Origin of the sequence: Limnohabitans sp. INBF002 (assembly GCF_027924905.1) — a bacterium.
Lineage (GTDB): Bacteria > Pseudomonadota > Gammaproteobacteria > Burkholderiales > Burkholderiaceae_C > Limnohabitans.
In genome coordinates, this window is the sequence record NZ_AP027055.1 from 1,226,141 (window position 1) to 1,245,945 (window position 19,805).

Below are 19,805 nucleotides of genomic sequence, written 5' to 3' on the forward strand. Positions count from 1 at the left end.
ATCAAGTGAGCTTCAGATGTTTGTGAACAAAGGCGAAGCGCCTTCTTCGGCCAGTGCAGCATTGGCGCGAAACAGCGCAAAGATGTCACGGCCTGTGCCGTGTTGGTTGCCAGACAAATCAGGGGTGGGGGCGGTGCGTGTGGCAAGTTCAGCATCGCTCACCTCAAGCTGCAACGTTTGGGTGTCGCAGTCGAGCGCAATCATGTCGCCGTCTTGCACTTTGCCGATCAAGCCGCCGTTCACAGATTCGGGGCTGAGGTGAATCGCCGCGGGCACTTTGCCCGATGCACCCGACATGCGGCCATCGGTGACCAAGGCCACTTTGAAGCCCTTGTCTTGCAACACACCCAACACAGGCGTGAGGCGATGCAACTCAGGCATGCCGTTGGCTTGTGGGCCTTGGTTGCGCACCACGGCCACAAAGTCACGTTCGAGCTTGCCTTCTTTGAACAACACACCGAGTTGTTTTTGGTCGGTCAGCACGATGGCAGGCGCACGCACTTGGCGGTGCTCTGGCTTCACAGCCGACACTTTCACCACAGCACGGCCTAAGTTGCCTTGCAACAAACGCAAGCCACCATCGGCGCTGAAGGGTTGGCTCACTGGGCGCAACACGGCTTCGTCGGCTGATTTGGTTGGCACATCGCGCCAATCGAGTTGGCCATTGTTCAACCAAGGCTCAACGGTGTAGCGATGCAGGCCTTGACCCATGATGGTGTGCACATCGTCGTGCAACAAACCTGCGCTGAGCAACTGTGCCATGAGGTAGCCCATGCCGCCTGCGGCTTGGAAGTGGTTCACATCGGCGTTGCCGTTGGGGTAGACGCGCGCGAGCAAGGGTACGCAGGCCGAGAGCTCCGCAAAGTCATCCCAGTTCACCAGAATACCTGCCGCGCGTGCCATGGCCACGATGTGCAGCGTGTGGTTGGTCGAACCGCCAGTGGCCAACAAACCCACGATGCCGTTGACGATGACCTTGGCGTTGATTTGGTAGCCCACGCCTGTTTCTTTGTCTTGCGACAAAGCCACGGCACGTTTGACGGCGTCCACCGTCAGGGCTTCACGCAAAGGTGTGCCTGGGTTCACGAACGATGAACCAGGCAAGTGCAAGCCCATGATTTCCATGAGCATTTGGTTGGAGTTGGCCGTGCCGTAAAACGTGCAGGTGCCTGCGCTGTGGTACGCCGCTTGTTCGGCTTCCAGCAACACCTCGCGGCTGACCAAGCCTTGTGCGTATTGCTGACGCACTTTGGCTTTGTCGTCGTTCGACAAACCCGACGTCATGGGACCAGCCGGAACAAACACCGCAGGCAAATGGCCAAACTGCAACGCACCGATGAACAGGCCAGGCACGATCTTGTCGCACACGCCCAAGAACAACGCGGCATCAAACACGTTGTGCGACAAACCCACGGCCGTGGCCAAAGCAATCACATCACGCGAGAACAGCGACAGCTCCATACCGTCTTCGCCTTGCGTCACGCCATCGCACATGGCGGGCACGCCACCTGCCACTTGGGCTGTGGCACCTGCAGCACGTGCGGCCGCACGAATTTTTTCTGGGTAGTGTTCATACGGCTGATGGGCCGAGAGCATGTCGTTGTACGCCGTGATGACGCCCACATTGGGCTGACGCTCTTGGCGCAACACCAGTTTGTCGTTGGCAGGCATGGCTGCATAAGCGTGTGCGGCATTGGCGCAGCCCATGCCACCGCGGTAAGGACCGGGCTTTTTGGCTTTGGCCAACACGTCTAAATAGGCTTGGCGTGTTTTGGCGCTGCGTTGCTCAATGCGAGCGGTCACGGCGGCGAGGGTGGCGTGTAAAGGTACGGTCATAAAAACTTTCAGTTGGCAAGCCAAAGCGCCACAGGCGTTTGGGTTTGTTGCAACACACATGAAATCGGTAGGGCAGGTGTGGTTTGCTTCCACGCTTGCTGCAAGGTACTGAGTTTGTCGGTGCCAAAAAGCGGCAACACGATGTGTCGTGCCGACAGAATTTGCGCCAAGGTTTGCGTGATACGCGCATAGGGCGCATTGGCGGGGGGATGTGCCAATTCAATGGCCACGCAGGTTTGGGTGTTGCGCAGGTCCAGCGCATCCGTCAAATTGGGGGCATCCGGAAACAAGGACGCCGTGTGACCATCTGCGCCCATGCCCAACACCAGCACATCAGCAACGCCTGCAGCGGTCAATGCCAAGCTGGCTGCTTTGGCAAGCGTGGCAGGTGTATCCAAAGGCGCTGCCGTGCTGGCCACCATGAACACCAGTTGCGCTTTGGCGGCGAGGTCTTGCAGCAAATGGGTTTGCACCAACAGCGCATTGCTGTCGGGGTGACTGCGGGGCACGCAGCGCTCGTCCACCAAGGTGATGCGCACGCGTGACCAATCGATGTCGATCACACGCAGGGCTTCAAACAAAGCAACAGGCGATTTACCACCTGACACACTGAGCACGGCAAAGCCACGCGCTTGAATGGCTGCGGCTAAACGCTGCGCGATGTCTTGTGCCAAGCGCACATTCAACTCGGCTGCACTGACGGTGTGAACCGTCAAGGTGCCGCGTGATTCAGGATGCCATGCGGAGGTCATCAAGCTTCCTCAAACCACGACAGTTCTTCGCGCGCCATCAGGGCAGATGACGCCGCAGGGCCCCAGCTGCCAGCAGAGTAGGCGCGCGGTTTGTCGTCCAACGCGGCCCAGCCGTTGATGATGGGTTCGACCCAAATCCACGCCGCTTCCAATTCGTCGCGACGCATGAAATGGGTGAGGCGGCCTTTGATGACGTCCATCAACAAGCGCTCGTACGCTTCGGCGCGGCGCTTGTCAGACGACTGTTGCAAGTCAAGGCCAAGCTTCACCGGATGCAAGTTCATGCCCGTGCCTGGCTCTTTGACCATCATCTCCAGCTGAATCGATTCTTCAGGCTGCAAAGTGATGATGAGTCGGTTGGGCTCTTGCTGTGCAGTAGAACCAAAGATGGAAAACGGCTGGTCCGCAAACTCAATGATGATTTGCGATTCGCGGCGCTGCATGCGTTTGCCCGTGCGCAAGAAGAATGGCACATTGGCCCAGCGGGCGTTGTTGATGTGCGCGCGCAAGGCCACGAAGGTTTCGGTGCGGCTGCTGGCGGGCACGTTGTCTTCTTCCAAATAGCCTTTGACGGCAGCACCTTCAGAAGCACCTGCGGTGTATTGGCCGCGCACGGTGTCGCGCTTGATATCAGCCAAATCCATCTTGCGCAGCGAGCGCAACACTTTGAGCTTTTCATCACGCACATCGTCGGCACCCAAAGAAATGGGCGGCTCCATGGCCACGATGCACAGAAGCTGCAACAAGTGGTTTTGCACCATGTCGCGCATCGCACCTGCGCCGTCATAAAAACCTGCACGACTGCCCACGCCCACACTTTCGGCCACAGTGATTTGCACGCTCTTGATGTAAGGCGCACGCCACAGCGGCTCAAAAATGGCATTGCCAAAACGCAGCACCATCAGGTTTTGCACGGTTTCTTTGCCGAGGTAGTGGTCGATGCGGTAAATCTGCTGCTCGTCAAAGTAACGGGCCACTTGACTGTTGATGTCGCGAGCAGAGGCGAGGTCGGTGCCCAGTGGCTTTTCAAGCACCACGCGCGACTGCGCATCCACCAAACCTGCGCCCGACAAGTGTGCGCAAATTTGCGTGAACAAGCTCGGCGCCGTGGCCAAGTAATACACGCGCAGCGCGGGTGTGTCGCACAAGTCTTTGAGCTTTTGGAAGTCGTTGGCGTTGGTGACGTCCATGCTCACGTAGGCCAAGCGGTTCAAAAAGCTTTGCCAATCGTCTTTGGTGAAGGCGTCTTTTTCGATGAAGGCGGGTGAGTTTTTGTCGATGAAATCCAAATACTCTTGGCGCGTCCAATCTTGGCGGCCCACAGCAATGATGCGTGCCGACGCATCAAGCTTGTCATGCAAGTGCGCCATGTACAGCGCAGGCAAGAGTTTGCGAAACGACAAGTCGCCAGCGCCGCCAAAAATCACGATGTCCAGCGTACCCGCTGGTGGGTTGGGGTGTGTCATGAGTAACGTTTGTTAAGAAGGTTTTGTTTCATGTTGCGCAGCAAAGGTTGCAGCTGTGTGCTGCCTATGCGCAGTGCCACGGTGGTGGCCAACACGTCGACGATCATCAGGTGCAGCAAGCGCGACACCATGGGGCTGAATTTTTCGTAGCTTTCGGGGTGGTCCGCTGCGAGGTGAATTTTTCCGGCGTTGGCCAGAGGTGAGCCAGAGGCGGTGACCACCACGGTGGTGGCCCCGTTCTTTTTGGCAATCTCGCATGAGTCGAGCAAATCGCGTGTGCGGCCAGAGTTAGAGAACACCACCAAGCAGTCGCCAGGGCCGAGCAAAGAAGCGCTCATGATTTGCATGTGGCCGTCGCTGTGCGAGATGGTGTGGAAACCCAGACGGAAAAATTTGTGCTGTGCGTCTTGCGCCACGATGCCTGAATTGCCCACACCAAAAAACTCAAGGCGTTTGCCTTTTTTGTGGGTGAGGGCGATGGCTTCGGCGGCTTTGTCGATGGCGGCGGATGACGCATCGTTGCGGTATTTCAAAAACGCGGTGACGGTGTTGTCAATGACTTTGACCAACACATCGTTGCTGTTGTCTTGTGCGCCCACGTTGCGGTGGATGAAGGGCACACCTTCGCTCAAGCTGCCAGCGAGCTTGAGCTTGAAATCACTCAAACCTTCGTAGCCCATGCTGCGGCAAAAGCGCACCACGGTCGGTTTGCTCACGCCTGCACGTTCGGCCAGTTCGGTGACGGGCAGGGTCGAAAAAGTGCGTGGGTCAGAGAGAAGAAGCTTGCCCACGCGCTGTTCGGCGGGGGCTAAGGACGAAAGGGTCGATTTGATACGTTCCAACATGAACGCAAATGTAACTTAGTTTCATGTTTTTAGTCAACATGGTTACGGATCATTTTTCTGGATGGTTACCCGAGTTCGTCTTGCTTCAAAAAGATGTCTTTGTCAGGGAAAAACTGAGCGTGCAAGGGTAGCAGTGCACCGCCCAAAGCGCGGGCATGGTTGCCCACACGGCCAGCCAAAATTTGGGGCTGATGAATGCCATCAAAACTGAATTGCGCCAAGCTGGCTTCGGTTTGTTGGATGAGGGCTTGCAAAAGCTTGGGGTTCAGCGAACCATCCATGATGATGGCGTCCAAATCCAGCAAGGCTGAGGCACTGGTGGCGCTCATGGCCAAGGCTTTGGCAGCTTGCGACAACCAAGGCTGAGTGAACGCGCTGAACTCGGGGTTCATGATGGCGTCTTGCTGCACCAGCAGTGGGTCGTGGCCGGCGGCCATCAAGGCTTGTTCCAACTGCCACCCCGAGGCGAGTTGTAGCAACTGTGCAGGTGTGTTGGCATTGGCGCGTGTGCCCAACGGTGGCAGGCCAATCGGCATAGAGCCAATCGCACCTGCGTTGCCGCGTGGGCCGTTGACGATGTGGCCATCCATCACCAATCCGCCCCCCACAAATGTGCCTACATAGACATACAAAAAGTTAGGCACATCACGCCCCAAGCCTTGCACCAACTCAGCCACGCAAGCGGCGGTGGTGTCTTTGGCAAATTCAACGGGCAGAGCAGACATGGCTTGCACTTCTTGCACCAAGTCGATGTGCTCCCAATCCACCATGGCTTTTTGGGCTTTCTTGCCCATCAAGTCGCCCCATTGGTGCATGGCCAGCGGCGCACTCAGGCCAATGCCTATGGCGCGTTTCCAAGCTTCGGGGCCCATGCGCTTTTGCATGAGCTTCAAGCCTTCTTTGATTTTGGGCAGCACCTCGGTGGGCGAGGGGTAGGGGTAGTTGTGTTGCCACTGGTGGCGCATTTGGCCAAGGAAATCTGTCACCACCACCTCAAGGCTGCGGCGGCCCACTTGCAAGCCAATGCTGTAGGCGCCATCGGGGTTGATGGCGAGGGGCACCGAGGGCTGACCAATCTTGCCGCGAATGCGGTCTTGCTTGATGAGCAATCCATCTTCCAACAAACGGTTGACGATGATGGAAACTGTTTGTGACGACAGCTGCGTGAGACGTGCCAAATCGGCTTTGGGAATGGCGCCTTCGTGACGAATGGCGCGCAGCACCGTGCGCTCGTTGAATTGGCGCATGCCGGTGTGGTTGGACCCACGCATTGTTTTCATAAAAGAATCACGCCTTTGCAGAACATGGCATTGCCGTAAGCCGTGCCTTCGCCAGTTTGCACAATCAAACTGGCGCCTTTGATTTTCTCGTAGAACGCATAGCGCTCCACGGCTTCGACTTGATTCGACCCAAAGCCCGTTTTATTGACCAAGCCAATCACGGCTTGTTGGGCTGGCGTGCGATGCGCGGCATCGCTGTGGCACACATGCATGAGGGCGACTGGTTGCGCCACATCGGTGGCAAGTGGAAGTACAGACAGCACTGCGTCGCTCACGCGTTCTAGGCTGAGGCCTGGGAGTCGAACCACAGGTTTTCCGTGTGCCAAATAATCAGCAGTGAAGTTGGCATCCACAACGGCAACCCATTCGCCATGGCCCATGGCACACAGGTGCATGAGCAACTCGGGGGTGAGGATGGGGTCAATTCCTTTGAGCACGTATCTGTCCTTAATTTGTCAATATTGTCAGGCCTTGGAGGATGCCAAATTTTTAGCAACTCGTGTTTCAGGGTATGTACTAACTAAACTAACTTGATTTAGTAAGTCGAGTTGTCTTACATTTAAGTCGCGGCGCAAAAGTGCGTCGGCGATGATTACCAACAATGTGGAGACCTTGATGAAATTGAACACACCTAAATTGATGTTGACAGCAATGGCCTTGGCAGCCAGCAGCGTTTATGCGGCTGAGCCCGTGATCGGCTTGATCACCAAAACAGAAATCAACCCCTTCTTTGTGAAAATGAAAGAGGGCGCACAAGCCGAAGCGAAAAAGCTTGGCGCCAAAGTGATGTCTGCCGCAGGCAAAACCGACGGCGACAACGCAGGTCAAATCACCGCCATGGAAAACATGATCGCCGCAGGCGCCAAAACCATTTTGATCACGCCCAGCGATTCCAAAGCCATCGTGCCTGCCATCAAGAAAGCACAAGCACAAGGCGTGATGGTCATCGCCTTGGACAGCCCCACAGAACCTGCCAACGCGACTGACGCGTTGTTTGCCACGGACAACTACAAAGCCGGTGTGTTCATTGGTCAATACGCCAAAGCCGCTTTGAATGGCAAGAAGCCCGTCATCGCCACCCTCGATTTGTTCCCAGGTCACCCTGTGGGCGCACAGCGCCACAACGGTTTCTTGCAAGGCTACGGCTTGACCTCACTCGACGCCAAAAGCAACGAGTTGGCTAAGCCTGCTGAAGTGGTGTGTATGGCCGACAGCTTTGGCGACCGTGCCAAGGGCCAAACCGGCATGGAAAACTGCTTGCAAAAGAACCCCAACATCAACGTGGTCTACACCATCAACGAACCCGCAGCTGCCGGTGCTTACAACGCACTCAAGGCCGCAGGCAAAGAGAAAGACGTGTTGATCGTGTCTGTGGACGGCGGCTGCGCTGGCATCAAAGACGTGGGTGCTGGCGTGATTGCTGCCACCTCGCAACAGTACCCCTTGCGCATGGCCGCCATGGGCGTGGCTGCGGGTGTGGAATACGCCAAGACAGGTAAAAAAGTCAGCGGCTACACCGACACCGGTGTGACACTGATTGCGGCCAAGTCCATGAAAGGTGTGGACAGCAAAGACGTGAAAACTGGCACAGACCTGTGCTGGGGTAACAAGTAAAGCGTCAACATAGCTTGAAAGAGGGGGCCGTGTGGCCCCCTGCGGTTTTAAAGAAAAAAGTCACTGTATGAATTCCTTCAAAGACAAGCTTCCGCCCATGGGCACCTTGGGCCCGCTGATTGCGCTGGTGTTGGCCTGCGTGTTTTTCGCCAGCCAAAGCGACCGGTTTTTGAGCACCCAAAACTTCTCGCTCATCTTGGCGCAAGTCATGGTGGTGGGCGTGATTGCCATTGGTCAAACCCTCATCATCTTGACCGCAGGCATTGACTTGTCATGTGGCATGGTCATGGCGCTGGGCGGCATTGTGATGACCAAATTTGCAGCAGATTACGGGCTTTCAACACCCGTCGCGATGGCGTGCGGCTTGGCTGTGACGACCGCCTTTGGTTACCTCAACGGCGTGTTGGTGACGCGCATCAAATTGCCTCCCTTCATCGTGACCTTGGGCACCTTGAACATTGCATTTGCCATCACGCAGCTTTACTCGGGCTCACAGACCGTGACCGACATTCCTGCGGGTATGAACTGGTTGGGCAGCACCTTCACATTCGGTGGTGCCACGGTGAGCTACGGCGTGGTGATGATGTTGGGCTTGTATCTCTTCACTTGGTTTGCGTTGCGTGAAACCGCCGCAGGCCGACATGTGTACGCCGTGGGCAACAGCCCAGAAGCGACACGTTTGACAGGCATTTCCACCGAGAAAGTGTTGTTGTGGGTGTATGTGTTGGCAGGGCTTTGCTATGGGCTGGCCGCCATGCTAGGTGTGGCGCGCACTGGCGCGGGTGACCCCAATGCAGGACAAACCGAAAACTTAGATGCCATCACCGCCGTGGTGTTGGGAGGCACCAGTTTGTTTGGTGGCCGTGGTGTGGTGCTGGGCACTTTGGTGGGCGCGCTGATTGTGGGTGTGTTCCGCAACGGTCTCACGCTCATGGGCGTGTCCTCGGTTTATCAAATTTTGGTCACAGGTATTTTGGTGATCTTGGCTGTTGCCACAGATCAACTCTCACGCAAGGGAGCACGCTGATCATGAGCGGCACACAACACAACATCGTCATGCAGGCGAAGGGCTTGGTCAAACGTTATGGCCAAGTCACTGCTTTGGACGGCGCAGACTTTGAGCTGCGCGCAGGCGAAATCTTGGCGGTCATTGGTGACAACGGCGCGGGCAAGTCGTCACTCATCAAATGTTTGTCGGGCGCCACGGTGCCTGATGAAGGCATGATTTCTTTGGATGGCAACCCCATCCATTTCAAATCGCCCATCGATGCACGCCGCGCAGGCATTGAAACCGTGTATCAAGATTTGGCAGTCGCACCTGCCATGAGCATTGCTGAGAATTTGTTTTTAGGCCGCGAAATTCGTCGCCCAGGCTTTGCGGGCAGCGTGCTTCGCATGCTCGACAAAAAGCGAATGCTGCAAGAAAGTATCGAGCGCATGAATGACTTGAAAGTGGGCATTCGTTCCATGACGCAAGCGGTAGAAACTTTGTCTGGTGGCCAACGTCAATGCGTGGCCGTGTCACGCGCAGCAGCGTTTGCGCAGCATGTGGTCATCATGGATGAACCCACGGCTGCGCTGGGCGTGAAAGAAGGCAATATGGTGCTTGAGCTGATTCGCCGCGTGCGCGACAAAGGCCTGCCTGTGGTGCTGATTTCGCACAACATGCCCCATGTGTTTGAAATTGCAGACCGCATCCATGTGGCCCGCTTAGGAAAACGCGCGGCGGTGTTGAATCCGAAAAATATCAGCATGAGTGACACCGTGGCCGTGATGACGGGCGCGATGAAGCCCGAAGACATTCCAGCGGAGTGCTTGGCTTGAGCGCTGCATCACACACGCCACCTGCTCACATACCGGTCTGGGTGCTGGGTGAAGCCTTGATGGACTGCATCGCGCAGCCCGATGGCTCGCTGGTGCCGCACTTGGGTGGTAGCCCCTACAACTTGGCGTGCGCCACGGCGTTGCAAGGCGCGGCGGTGGGTTTCATTGCGCCGTTGTCGACGGATGCATTTGGTCAAGCCTTGCTCGACCATTTGCAGGCCAACCATGCACGCAGCTTGCTGCCGCGCTCGGCCTTGCCCACGTCGCTGGCCGTGGTGCAGGTGCATGAGGGGCAACCCAGTTACGGTTTTTACCGTGAAGGTGTGGCCGACCGTGACTACCAAGTGGCTGATGTGGTGGCTTTGTTAGAGGCTTCGCCGCCTGGCGTGCTGCACACTGGCTCGCTCATGGCCATGCCACCTGAGCATCACAAGGTCTTGCAAATCGTTGCTGCGGCCAAACGTTTGGGGTGGACCATCAGCGTGGACGTGAACTTGCGCCCGCGCGTGGCCAGCGACGTACCCGCGTATTTGCAAGCGGTCCGCGAAGTGGCGGCACATGCCGACTGGCTCAAGGCCAGCGATGAAGATTTAGAGCTGCTGGGTTTTTCAAATGTGTCTTTGGCCAATGCTTCCAGCCTGGCTGCGCATTGGATGGCCCAAGGATGCGCACGTGTGGCGCTGACCTTTGGTGCGCAAGGCGCTTATTTGCAAGTGGGTGATGCACATGCACAAGGCGCGGCTCCTGCGGTGGATGTGAAAGACACCGTGGGCGCAGGCGACACGTTTTGGGGCAGCTGCTTGGCGGATTGGGTGCTGCACGACACCTTGAACAACAACAGCTTTGCCATGCAACGTGTGCCTGAAACCTTGCAACGCGCCTTGGTGGCTGCTGCCATCAACTGCAGCCGTGTGGGGTGTCAACCTCCAGACATAGCAACCTTGGACGCTGGGCTGTAAACCGCGTTCTCGTCTCGGCGAGAATGTGCAGATTGTTGATTCACCCCAACCCAGTTTCTGCACCTTCGGACCATGTCCCAGCCCATTGCCTCATCCACGACAGCGAGCCCATTTCAAGGCGCCATTGGCGTGTTTGATTCGGGTGTCGGTGGCCTGTCCGTCTTGCGTGCCATCCGAGCCGCTTTGCCGCATGAGCATTTGGTGTACGTGGCCGATTCCGGTCACGCCCCGTATGGCGACCAATCTGAAGCGCACATCACCCAACGCACGCTCACCGTGGGCAACTGGCTGGCCGAGCAAGGCGTGAAGGGCATCACCATCGCTTGCAACACGGCCACGGTGGTGGCTGCCAAAACCTTGCGCGAGCAAACGCATTTGCCCGTGGTGGCGATTGAGCCTGCCATCAAACCCGCTGTGGCGCTCACGCACAGTGGCGTGGTGGGTGTGCTGGCCACACGCCAAACCGTGCAAAGTGCCGCGGTGGCAAGGCTGGTCGAGCTGTATGGCGCAGACAAACGCATTTTGCTGCAAGGCTGTCCTGGTTTGGTGGAGCAAGTGGAACGCGCCGATTTGCACAGTGCAGAGACAGAAAGCTTGTTGCGTCAGTTCATCACGCCGCTGCTAGAGCAGGGCGCAGACACTTTGGTGCTGGGCTGCACGCATTACCCGTTTTTACGCGACACCATCCAGCGCGTGGCGGGTGAGGGCGTGACCCTGCTAGACCCCGCCGAGGCCGTGGCCCGTGAGCTGGCCCGCCGTTTGGCTGACAACGGCGGTTTGACCACGCAAACAGCGCTGGGTTCTGTGCAGTTTTTCACCTCGGGCGATGTGGCGCAGGCACAAGCCGTGATGTCCCACCTGTGGGACGCTCCTCTGACGGTGCAGGCGCTGCCTTGAAGCGAGGGGCGATAGCCCCTAAAACCCGAAGGGAAGGGGCTAACCCGTACACTTAGGCCCTTCATGAATGCCTACGCCGACGTCTCCCTTTTCCCCCGCAACGCCAAGCCGCTGACCAGTTACCGCAAATACTGGGCGGCCCGTTTTGGCACGGCCCCGTTTTTGCCGATGTCGCGCGAGGAAATGACACAACTCGGTTGGGACAGCTGCGACATCATCATCGTCACGGGCGACGCTTATGTAGACCACCCGAGCTTTGGCATGTCAGTCATTGGCCGCATGTTGGAGAACCAAGGGTTTCGTGTGGGCATCATTGCCCAGCCCGATTGGCAAAGTGCTGACCCGTTCAAAGCATTAGGCAAGCCGAACCTGTTTTTTGGCGTGACCGCCGGCAACATGGATTCGATGATCAACCGCTACACGGCGGATCGCAAAATTCGCAGTGACGATGCCTACACACCAGGTGATGTGGGTGGCAAGCGCCCCGACCGCGCCGCGCTGGTGTACAGCCAACGCTGCAAAGAAGCCTACAACGATGTGCCCATCGTGTTGGGTGGTATTGAAGGCTCGTTGCGCCGCATTGCGCATTACGACTATTGGTCCGACAAAGTGCGCCGCTCCATCGTGGTGGACAGCAAATGCGATTTGCTGCTGTACGGCAACGCCGAACGCGCGATTGTGGAAATCGCCCACCGCTTGGCCGCCAAAGAGCCGGTGCAAGACATCACCGACGTGCGCGGCACGGCCTTTGTGCGTCGCGAAACGCCTGAGGGTTGGTTTGAAATTGACTCGTCCAGCATTGACGTGCCGGGCAGGGTCGAGGCCCACGTCAATCCGTATTTGATGGTGAGCGAGCAAGCCAAAGCGCAGGGTGAAACCTGTGCCCGTGAAGACGAGGCCAATGCGGTGGCGGATGCCGCCAATGCGCAGGTCGGTGCAAAGGCTGAAGCAGGGTTTACCGTTTCGCCACTGAACTTTGTACCGAACCCAGCGTTCCAAGGCAAAGGCAAACTCAAAGTGCCACCACGCGAGCGCAGCGTAATTCGCCTGCCCGCGTACGAGCAAGTCAAGTCAGACCCCATCCTCTATGCCCACGCCAACCGCGTGCTGCATTTAGAAACCAACCCCGGCAATGCCCGTGCGTTGGTGCAAGCCCACGGCGAAGGCCATACCGCACGTGACGTGTGGGTCAACCCACCGCCCATCCCGCTGACCACAGCTGAGATGGACCATGTGTTTGACTTGCCCTACGCACGCAGCCCGCACCCCGCGTATGCCGACGAAAACGGTAGCCATGATGCAACCACCAAAATCCCCGCGTGGGAGATGATTCGCTTCAGCGTCAACATCATGCGCGGCTGCTTTGGGGGTTGCACGTTTTGCTCGATCACCGAGCACGAAGGCCGCATCATCCAAAGCCGCAGTGAAGAGTCGGTCATTCGCGAGATTGAAGACATCCGCGACAAAGTGTCTGGCTTCACCGGCGTCATCTCCGACCTCGGCGGCCCCACTGCCAATATGTACCGCTTGGGTTGCAAAAGCCCTGAGATTGAAGCCGCGTGTCGCAAACCCAGTTGCGTGTACCCCGGCATTTGCCAAAACTTGGGCACTAACCACACGCCACTCATCAACATTTACCGCCGTGGACGTGCGCTCAAGGGCATCAAGAAAATCTTGATAGGCTCAGGCCTGCGTTACGACTTGGCCGTCAAGTCGCCCGAGTACGTGAAAGAGCTGGTGCAGCACCATGTGGGCGGCTACCTCAAGATTGCGCCTGAGCACACCGAAGGTGGCCCACTGTCGAAGATGATGAAGCCCGGCATCGGCTCGTATGACCGCTTCAAAACCATGTTCGACAAGTTCAGTGAAGAAGTGGGCAAGAAGCAATTCCTCGTGCCGTACTTCATCGCAGCTCACCCCGGCACCAGCGACGAAGACATGATGAACTTGGCCTTGTGGCTCAAGCGTAATGGTTTCAGAGCCGACCAAGTGCAAACCTTCTACCCCAGCCCCATGGCCACCGCCACGGCCATGTACCACTCTGGCCGCAACCCCTTGGGCCGCATCACACGCAGCAGCGAAACGGTGGATGTGGTGCGCGGTGAGCGTCGCCGTCGCTTGCACAAAGCGTTTCTGCGCTACCACGATGCCAACAACTGGCCTTTGCTGCGCGAAGCCTTGAAAGCCATGGGCCGCGCTGACCTGATTGGCAATGGCAAGCAGCATTTGATTCCTACGTTTCAGCCCTTGACCGATGGCGGCTATACCAGTGCGCGTCGCAAGAACAGCACGTCAACACCCACCAAGGGGCGTGTGCTCACACAGCACACAGGTTTGCCACCCCGCGTCAATGGCGCAGGCAAACCCAGCGCCAACGCGGCCAAACGTAAACCCAACCGTTGATGGGAGACGTCTGAGCGAGAACCGCTCAGACGGATGTGCGTTGTTTAACGCGTGCGTGACTTCATGGCACGCTCCACCTCACGCTTGCCTTCGCGGTCTTTGATGGTGTCGCGCTTGTCGTGCTCGGCCTTGCCTTTGGCCAGCGCGATTTCGCATTTGATCTTGCCGTTCTTCCAATGCAGATTGACGGGTACCAGCGTGTGTCCCTTTTGCTCGACCTTGCCGATGAGACGTTTGATTTCGTCTTTCTTCATCAGCAGCTTCTTGGTGCGCACTTTGTCGGGTGTGACGTGGCTTGACGCCGTGTGCAGCGGGTTGATTTGGCAACCAATCAAATACAGCTCGCCATCGCGAATGACCACATAGCCGTCGGTGAGTTGCACCTTGCCTTCGCGGGCGGCCTTGACTTCCCAACCTTCCAGCACCATGCCTGCCTCGAACTTTTCTTCGAAGAAATAGTTGTACGCCGCCTTTTTGTTGTCAGCGATGCGCGTTTGAATTGCAGGTTTTTTGGTAGCCATTGAGGTAATGTGGGGACGGTAGAGCTTCTTACAATGTGGACCATTCTATGAAAACCGTACACAAGTCCGTTCTTATTTGGTTCAGCGCTGAAGAAATGTTTGCGCTGGTCACCGATGTGGCCCGTTATCCCGAGTTTTTGCCTTGGTGCGACCGCGCTGCAGTGCTTGAAAATCACGCCGATGGCGCAACGGCCCAAGTGGGCATGAGCTTTGGTGGCTTTCACAAAAGCTTCACCACGCGCAACGTGCACATCGAAGGCCGACAAGTCAAGCTGGAACTCGTCGATGGCCCGTTCAAGCATTTGGACGGCACGTGGGATTTCCATCCGCTGCTCGACCCCAACACCCAAGCGCCGCAACGCGCTTGCCGCATTGAGCTGACTTTGAACTACGCGTTTGAGAGCATGTTTGGCGCTTTGGTCGGCCCTGTGTTCGACAAAATCGCGGCCACCTTGGTGGATGCCTTTGTGAAACGCGCAGAGCAGGTGTACGTCGCGTGAGTACGCTCGACACGCCCATTCACATCACCGTGATGTATTCGCCCGCACCCCGTGTGGTGCATGAGCGCCTGCTGTCACTCAGCGCTGGCGTGACGGTGATGCAAGCCTTGCAACAAAGCGGCTTGCTGGCTGAATGCCCAGAGATTGATTTAAGCCAACCCGATGTTTTCACCGTGTGCATTTGGGGCAAGAAGACCACGCCTACCCATGTGCTGCGCGATTTAGACCGCATCGAAATTTTCCGTCCACTGACCGTTGACCCCAAAGTTGCGCGACGTGAGCGTTTCCAAAAACAAGGCACCAGCCGCGCAGGCTTGTTCTCTAAGCGCCGCGCGGGCGCAAAGCCCGGCTACTAAGTAGCCAAACTCAGGCAAACAACCATGACACATTCTCTCTGGCCCACCTGCGGCTATTCGTTGCTCACGCCCAATGAGGCCGGCCACTTGGTGGTCACGGACGACTTTTTGCGCTTTCTTTTAGAACGCCCTGAGCTGACCCCCATTGCCAGCTCATGCGCCGCCGAGGTGGCTTTGCACCACAGCTTGGTGGAGCAACCTCGCCGAGAAGTCACAGCGAAAGAACTGGCTGAGCTGCAAGACAAAGACGCCGCCGACAACTACGCCGTCTGGCTACGCTTTCGCCAGCGCATCACCACGCTCCCGACCCTAGAAGCCAGCTACATCGCCTTGTTCAAAGGCGAGGGCGTGGATGTGCCGCCGCTGTTGGTGCAACACATCACCCACATCTTGCTGCGCCATGTGTTGGGCGAAGCGCCTACAGCGATGCAAGCACGTGCCGCCGAGATGCTGATGCATACCCAAAAAATCACCGTGCTTGAAGACGGCGCCGTGATGGCGGCAGACGACGAGACGGTGGAGCGCCACGCCACACAAAGTGGTTTTGGTTTGATTGGCGAGCTGCTCCAGCAAGGCGGCATCAAACTGCGCAGCGTGGACTTGGATGTGCTCAACGATGACAACCAAGACGCGTATTGGCCCCGCAGCGAAAGCTTTGACTGGGTGGTGAGCCTCAACCGTGGCCAGCCCGCTTTGAACGCGCTGTGTGAGGTGATGGCCAAGTGGGTGCAACACTTCTTAGGTGTGCAAGTGCGCATCCAAACCGAGCGTGAAATCAATGACGACCACTGGGTGTGGCATGTGGGGCTCGATGCCCAAGCCAGCGGTGTGCTGAACGACCTCTACCAAGGCAAAGAGGTGGACGCTGAGCGCATGGAGCGCTTGCTGTGTTTGTTCAAACTCGAGTTTGTCGAGCCCAACGCCATGCTGGCCGAGGTGCGTGGCAAGCCCGTGTATTTGGCGATGGCGGTGGATGCCAACCAGCAGCTCAAGCTCAAGCCGCAAAATTTACTGCTGAATTTGCCTTTGGCTAAACGTTCGTAAAAAGGCTCTTTTACGCAGCGTTTAACGCTGCTGAAGAACGTTCAAGGCCTCTCGATAGGCCCAGCTACCGACTTGTACAAAAACACCGCACGCGTGATGTCGGTGACCCACACCAGACCATCGCCAATTTGCCCAATCTGTGCGGTGTGAACAATCAAGTCCACGATGCTGTCGCACATCTCGTCGGGTGACACAATTTCAATACGCACTTTCGGCGTGTAGTCGGTCAGCTCTTCTTTCAAGTTGGTCGGCGTGTGCAAGCTAGGGGCCGAGCAGCCTTCGGCCTTGCTCACCGTCATGCCAGGAAAGCCGGGCAGGCTACGCAACTTTTCACGCAAGGTGGGTAGCTTAGAGGGGCGAATGATGGCTTTGATTTCTTTCATGTGTTTTCCTTCACTCAAGCTTCGGGTTCTGCTTCATCGAACCAGTGATAAATCGTGGGCACCACCACCAAGGTCAGCAAGGTACAGGTGATCAGTCCACCAATCACCACAATCGCCAAGGGGCGCTGCACCTCTGAGCCGGGACCATCCGAAATCAAAAAGGGAATCAAGCCCAGCATGGCGACTGTGGCGGTCATCATCACGGGGCGGAAGCGTTGGCGTGCGCCTTCGAGCACCGCGTCTTTGACCGACATACCGCCTTCACGCAAGCTGCGGATGTACGACACCAGCACCACACCGTTGAGCACCGCAATGCCCCACAGCGCAATGAAGCCCACAGACGCCGGCACTGACAAATATTCGCCGGAGATGAACAACCCAATCACCCCACCAATCGACGCAAACGGCAGTACCGTGATGATGAGCGTGGCGAACTTGACCGAGTTGAACAGCAAGAACAACAAAAAGAAAATAGCCGCCACCGTGATGGGCACGATCACTTTCAAGTGGCCCAGCGCGCGCTCCATGTTTTGGAACTGGCCGCCCCATTCCAAGTAATAGCCTTCCGGCAATTTGACCTTGTCACCCACCTTGGCCTGCAGCTCTGTCACAAAGCTACCCAAGTCACGGTCTTTCACGTTGATACCCACCACAATGCGGCGCTTGGCCATTTCACGCGAAATTTGGGCTGGGCCATCAAGTACCTGAATCTTCGCCATGTCAGCCAAACGGGCTTGGGCGCCATTGGCCGAGTTGAGGATGATGTTGGAGATGGCTTCAATGTTGTCGCGAAACCGCTCAGGCAAACGCACCACGGCAGAGAAGCGGCGCTCGCCTTCAAACACCTCTGACGCCACTTTGCCGCCAATCGCGGTTTCGATCATGTCATTCACATCAGACACGTTCAGGCCCATGCGTGCAATGGCTTGGCGGTCAATGTCAATCTGCAAATACTGCTGACCCGAGATGCGCTCCACGCGCAAGTCTTGTGCACCTTGAATGGTTTGCGCCACTTTGGCAATTTGGTTGGCCACGCGTTTGAGGTCATCCAAATCGTCGCCAAACACTTTCACCGCGATGTCTGAACGCACACCGGTGACCATCTCGTCCACGCGGTCGGAGATAGGCTGCGCCATCACAATTTGCACACCGGGCAAAACCTTGAGCTTGTCGTTCATGGCGTTGGTGATGTCGGTTTGGTCCCAGCCTGAAGGCCATTCGCTGCGAGGCTTCAAGCTGACGATGGGCGTGGATTCATTCACGCTTTGTGGATCCGCAGGCGATTCACCACGGCCCAAACCTGAGATGGCAGATTTGACGCCGGGCACCGTCATGACCAACTTCATGGCCTGCATTTCCATCTTGATGGATTCATTCAATGAAATATTGGGCACGCGGTTGATGCCGGGCACCACCGAGCCTTCTTTCATTTCCGGAATGAACGCCGTTCCCAAAAAGGGCAGTATCAACACCGCCAGTACAAACGTGGCCAGCGACACCTGCACCGTGCGTTTTTGGTTGGACATGGCCAAGTCCAACAACTTCAAATAACGTGACTTGAGCGCTTTGATGAGCGGTGTGTCGTGGTCGCCATCGCCCACTGGCGGCTTGAGCAAATACGAGGACAGCACAGGCGACAAAGTCATGGACAGCACCAGTGACACAGCCAGTGCAATGGCGATGGTGTAGGCGAGGGGGGCAAACATCTTGCCTTCCATGCCTTGCAAAGTCATCAGAGGCAAGAACACCAAGATGATGATGCCCACGCCAAAAATCACAGGGGTGGCCACTTCGAGCACGGCATTCAAAATACCGCGCACTTTGCTTTCACCCAACTCGGCCGCACGGCCCAAACGGGCGTAGGCGTTCTCCACCACCACCACCGAGCCGTCCACCATCAAGCCAATCGCAATGGCCAAGCCGCCCAGCGACATGAGGTTGGCTGAGATGCCCAGCTTGTTCATGGCCATGAAGGTGAGCAGGGGCGTCAGCACCAAGGTGGCCACCACGATGAGTGAGGAGCGCACATCACCCAAAAACAAGAACAACACAATCACCACCAACACCACGCCTTCAATCAGCACTTTGGTGACGGTCCACAGCGCGGCATCCACCAGCTCTGAGCGGTCGTAGTAGGGCACCACCTTCAAGTCATTGGGCAACATGCCGCGGTCGTTGATCTCTTTCACACGGGTTTTGATGCGACTCACCACTTCTTTGGCATTGCCACCGGTCATCATCATCACAATGCCGCCCACCGCTTCGGTGGTGCCATTTTTGATGAGTGCGCCTTGTCGTACATCGTGACCGAGTTTGATTTCGGCCACATCACGCATGTACACCGGCGTGCCGTTGATTTCTTTCAACACGATTTGGCCGAGGTCGTTCACGCCTTGAATCAAGCCCACACCACGTATCAAATATTGCTCTGCTGCTTGGGGCAGCACGCCGCCACCGGAGTTGGCGTTGTTGCGCGACACGGCGTCATACACCTCAGACAAGCTGATTTTGTAATGGCGCAAACGCTCGGGGTTCACCAGCACGTGGTACTGCTTGACGTAGCCACCTTGTGAGTTGATTTCAGCCACACCGGGGATGGATCGCAGCAATGGGCGCAGCACCCAGTCTTGCACCACCCGGCGTTGGGTGAGTTCTTCTTCGCTCAGTTCACGGCTGCCATCGTTGGCATGTTCTAGCGTGTATTGGTAAACCTCGCCCAGTCCTGAGGACACAGGTCCCAGCACGGGGGTAATGCCTGCGGGCAAGCGTTGGCCCACCTCCATCAAGCGCTCCATCACCAACTGACGCGCAAAGTAAACACTGGTGCTGTCCGTGAACACCAAGGTGATGAGCGACAAACCGGGTTTGTTGAGCGAGCGCAACTCGGTCAAGCCGGGCAAGCCCGTCATGGCGACTTCAATGGGGACGGTGGCGAACCGCTCAACCTCTTCAGGCGAACGACCGGGTGCTTCGGTGGCAATTTGCACTTGCACGTTGGTCACGTCAGGAAAAGCGTCGACCGAGAGTTTGGTGGCCGCATGCAAGCCAAAGAACAAAAAGACAACGGCAATGACGCAGACCACCAAGCGCTGCTTGAGTGCAGCGCGAACGAGAGATTCCAACAT

Annotated in this window: 18 protein-coding genes; 9 read left to right on the top strand and 9 right to left on the bottom strand. The window is 57.1% G+C overall.

Annotation, left to right across the window (positions count from 1 at the left end; translation table 11 throughout):
• Window positions 1-12: 12 nt before the first annotated feature.
• From edd to QMG15_RS06225, 6 genes are all read right to left on the bottom strand, one after another.
• A complete protein-coding gene (gene edd, locus QMG15_RS06200; RefSeq protein ID WP_281789985.1) occupies window positions 13-1,836 on the bottom strand; it encodes a phosphogluconate dehydratase in 1,824 nt (607 codons plus the stop codon).
• Window positions 1,837-1,844: 8 nt separating this feature from the next.
• Window positions 1,845-2,588, bottom strand: a complete 744-nt coding sequence (pgl, locus tag QMG15_RS06205; protein ID WP_281789986.1) for a 6-phosphogluconolactonase — start codon at window positions 2,586-2,588, stop codon at window positions 1,845-1,847.
• Window positions 2,588-4,054, bottom strand: coding sequence for a glucose-6-phosphate dehydrogenase (zwf, locus tag QMG15_RS06210; RefSeq protein WP_281789987.1), 1,467 nt, complete (start codon window positions 4,052-4,054; stop codon window positions 2,588-2,590). Before zwf ends, pgl begins: the two co-directional genes overlap by 1 nt.
• Window positions 4,051-4,899, bottom strand: a complete 849-nt coding sequence (locus QMG15_RS06215) for an SIS domain-containing protein (protein ID WP_281789988.1) — start codon at window positions 4,897-4,899, stop codon at window positions 4,051-4,053. Before QMG15_RS06215 ends, zwf begins: the two co-directional genes overlap by 4 nt.
• Window positions 4,900-4,964: 65 nt before the next feature.
• On the bottom strand, window positions 4,965-6,179 hold the full coding sequence (locus tag QMG15_RS06220; protein ID WP_281789989.1) for an ROK family transcriptional regulator: 1,215 nt from the start codon (window positions 6,177-6,179) through the stop codon (window positions 4,965-4,967).
• Window positions 6,176-6,616 (bottom strand): RbsD/FucU domain-containing protein, encoded by a 441-nt coding sequence (locus QMG15_RS06225; protein WP_281789990.1) that lies wholly within the window; start codon window positions 6,614-6,616, stop codon window positions 6,176-6,178. The genes QMG15_RS06220 and QMG15_RS06225 overlap by 4 nt, the downstream gene beginning before the upstream one ends.
• A gap of 178 nt (window positions 6,617-6,794) precedes the next feature.
• Between QMG15_RS06225 and QMG15_RS06230 the strand changes: the two genes are divergently transcribed.
• From QMG15_RS06230 to QMG15_RS06255, 6 genes are all read left to right on the top strand, one after another.
• Window positions 6,795-7,793, top strand: a complete 999-nt coding sequence (locus tag QMG15_RS06230) for a sugar ABC transporter substrate-binding protein (protein ID WP_281789991.1) — start codon at window positions 6,795-6,797, stop codon at window positions 7,791-7,793.
• 67 nt (window positions 7,794-7,860) lie between these two features.
• Window positions 7,861-8,820, top strand: coding sequence for an ABC transporter permease (locus QMG15_RS06235; RefSeq protein ID WP_281789992.1), 960 nt, complete (start codon window positions 7,861-7,863; stop codon window positions 8,818-8,820).
• Between the two features lie 2 nt (window positions 8,821-8,822).
• The gene (locus QMG15_RS06240) at window positions 8,823-9,617 is read left to right on the top strand and encodes an ATP-binding cassette domain-containing protein (RefSeq protein WP_281789993.1); all 795 of its coding nucleotides are present in this window, start codon (window positions 8,823-8,825) and stop codon (window positions 9,615-9,617) included.
• Window positions 9,614-10,576 carry a carbohydrate kinase gene (locus QMG15_RS06245; RefSeq protein ID WP_281789994.1) on the top strand — a complete coding sequence of 321 codons (963 nt, stop codon included), beginning with the start codon at window positions 9,614-9,616 and terminating at the stop codon, window positions 10,574-10,576. Before QMG15_RS06240 ends, QMG15_RS06245 begins: the two co-directional genes overlap by 4 nt.
• A gap of 72 nt (window positions 10,577-10,648) precedes the next feature.
• Entirely contained in the window at window positions 10,649-11,473 is an 825-nt protein-coding gene (gene murI, locus QMG15_RS06250; RefSeq protein ID WP_281789995.1) for a glutamate racemase, read from the top strand.
• 63 nt (window positions 11,474-11,536) lie between these two features.
• On the top strand, window positions 11,537-13,876 hold the full coding sequence (locus QMG15_RS06255; protein ID WP_281789996.1) for a YgiQ family radical SAM protein: 2,340 nt from the start codon (window positions 11,537-11,539) through the stop codon (window positions 13,874-13,876).
• A 44-nt stretch (window positions 13,877-13,920) separates the two neighbouring features.
• On the opposite strand, the gene smpB is transcribed toward QMG15_RS06255, so the two are convergent.
• Window positions 13,921-14,397, bottom strand: coding sequence for an SsrA-binding protein SmpB (gene smpB, locus QMG15_RS06260; protein ID WP_281789997.1), 477 nt, complete (start codon window positions 14,395-14,397; stop codon window positions 13,921-13,923).
• Window positions 14,398-14,444: 47 nt separating this feature from the next.
• On the opposite strand from smpB, the gene QMG15_RS06265 reads away from it, so the two are divergent.
• From QMG15_RS06265 to QMG15_RS06275, 3 genes are read left to right on the top strand one after another with little or no spacing between them, the layout of a single operon-like run.
• Complete coding sequence (locus QMG15_RS06265; protein WP_281789998.1) at window positions 14,445-14,897, top strand: type II toxin-antitoxin system RatA family toxin; 453 nt, start codon at window positions 14,445-14,447, stop codon at window positions 14,895-14,897.
• The gene (locus tag QMG15_RS06270; protein WP_281789999.1) at window positions 14,894-15,253 is read left to right on the top strand and encodes an RnfH family protein; all 360 of its coding nucleotides are present in this window, start codon (window positions 14,894-14,896) and stop codon (window positions 15,251-15,253) included. Before QMG15_RS06265 ends, QMG15_RS06270 begins: the two co-directional genes overlap by 4 nt.
• 24 nt (window positions 15,254-15,277) lie before the next feature.
• Entirely contained in the window at window positions 15,278-16,297 is a 1,020-nt protein-coding gene (locus QMG15_RS06275) for a DUF6352 family protein (protein ID WP_281790000.1), read from the top strand.
• Between the two features lie 41 nt (window positions 16,298-16,338).
• Here QMG15_RS06275 and QMG15_RS06280 read toward each other — a convergent pair whose 3' ends face one another.
• Both QMG15_RS06280 and QMG15_RS06285 read right to left on the bottom strand, forming a co-directional pair.
• Window positions 16,339-16,680, bottom strand: coding sequence for a P-II family nitrogen regulator (locus QMG15_RS06280; protein WP_108358616.1), 342 nt, complete (start codon window positions 16,678-16,680; stop codon window positions 16,339-16,341).
• 14 nt (window positions 16,681-16,694) lie between these two features.
• The gene (locus QMG15_RS06285) at window positions 16,695-19,805 is read right to left on the bottom strand and encodes an efflux RND transporter permease subunit (protein ID WP_281790001.1); all 3,111 of its coding nucleotides are present in this window, start codon (window positions 19,803-19,805) and stop codon (window positions 16,695-16,697) included.